1 protein-coding gene is annotated in these 648 nt (G+C 35.2%); it reads left to right on the top strand.

Annotated features, from left to right (window positions below):
• Positions 1–112 precede the first annotated feature (112 nt).
• Positions 113–535 (top strand): hypothetical protein, encoded by a 423-nt coding sequence (locus I6U50_RS15745; protein WP_198639553.1) that lies wholly within the window; start codon positions 113–115, stop codon positions 533–535.
• Positions 536–648: the final 113 nt, after the last annotated feature.

Below are 648 nucleotides of genomic sequence, written 5' to 3'. Positions count from 1 at the left end.
AGGAAAAAGTGTAATTTTAGAAATCAGGAAAGAAAATGGTTAATCCGACAAGTTCGCATCCCTACTCCCGCAACTTGTGATAACCGCAACCGTTGTGCAAAATGTAAACTAAATGAAGCTAACACTTATTATTACCTTGTTAATTGGACTTTCGACAACTGCGCAAGAACTGACTTGTGCTGACTTTAAAAATGGCACTTTTATTACTCCTGCAAATGAAGAAGTCCCTCTAGATTACAAGATAGTCCGCAACGGCACTTCTCAAGTTGAAATTTCAGAAGATCCAAACGGAATATTACCTGCCGATTTTCAAAAAAAGCAGTACGTTACTATTGAGTGGCTTGACGATTGCAGTTACCGAGCAAAATATGACGAGAAAAAAATGGTGATGAGTGATTTCCATAAATTGGTAAATGAGAACAATGGAATTTTGACTGAGATGGTGAAAATTGAAAATGGATGTTTTTACTATAAATCAAGCTTGACAATAAATGGTAAAACTGACTATCTAGAAGGCAAAATGTGCCTAGAATAAACACTTTGCACAACAATAGTAACCGTTGCACAAGCCGATAATTTTTTGAATGTCCTATACAAATAAGCCACTTTAAACGGTTTTCTTTTATAGATGAGTTTATGTGTTAACAA

The organism is Salegentibacter maritimus (genome assembly GCF_016236975.1).
Taxonomy (GTDB): Bacteria; Bacteroidota; Bacteroidia; order Flavobacteriales; family Flavobacteriaceae; genus Salegentibacter; species Salegentibacter maritimus.
The sequence above is the reverse complement of the archived record's forward strand: the minus strand, read 5'-3'. Positions and strand labels throughout refer to the sequence as shown.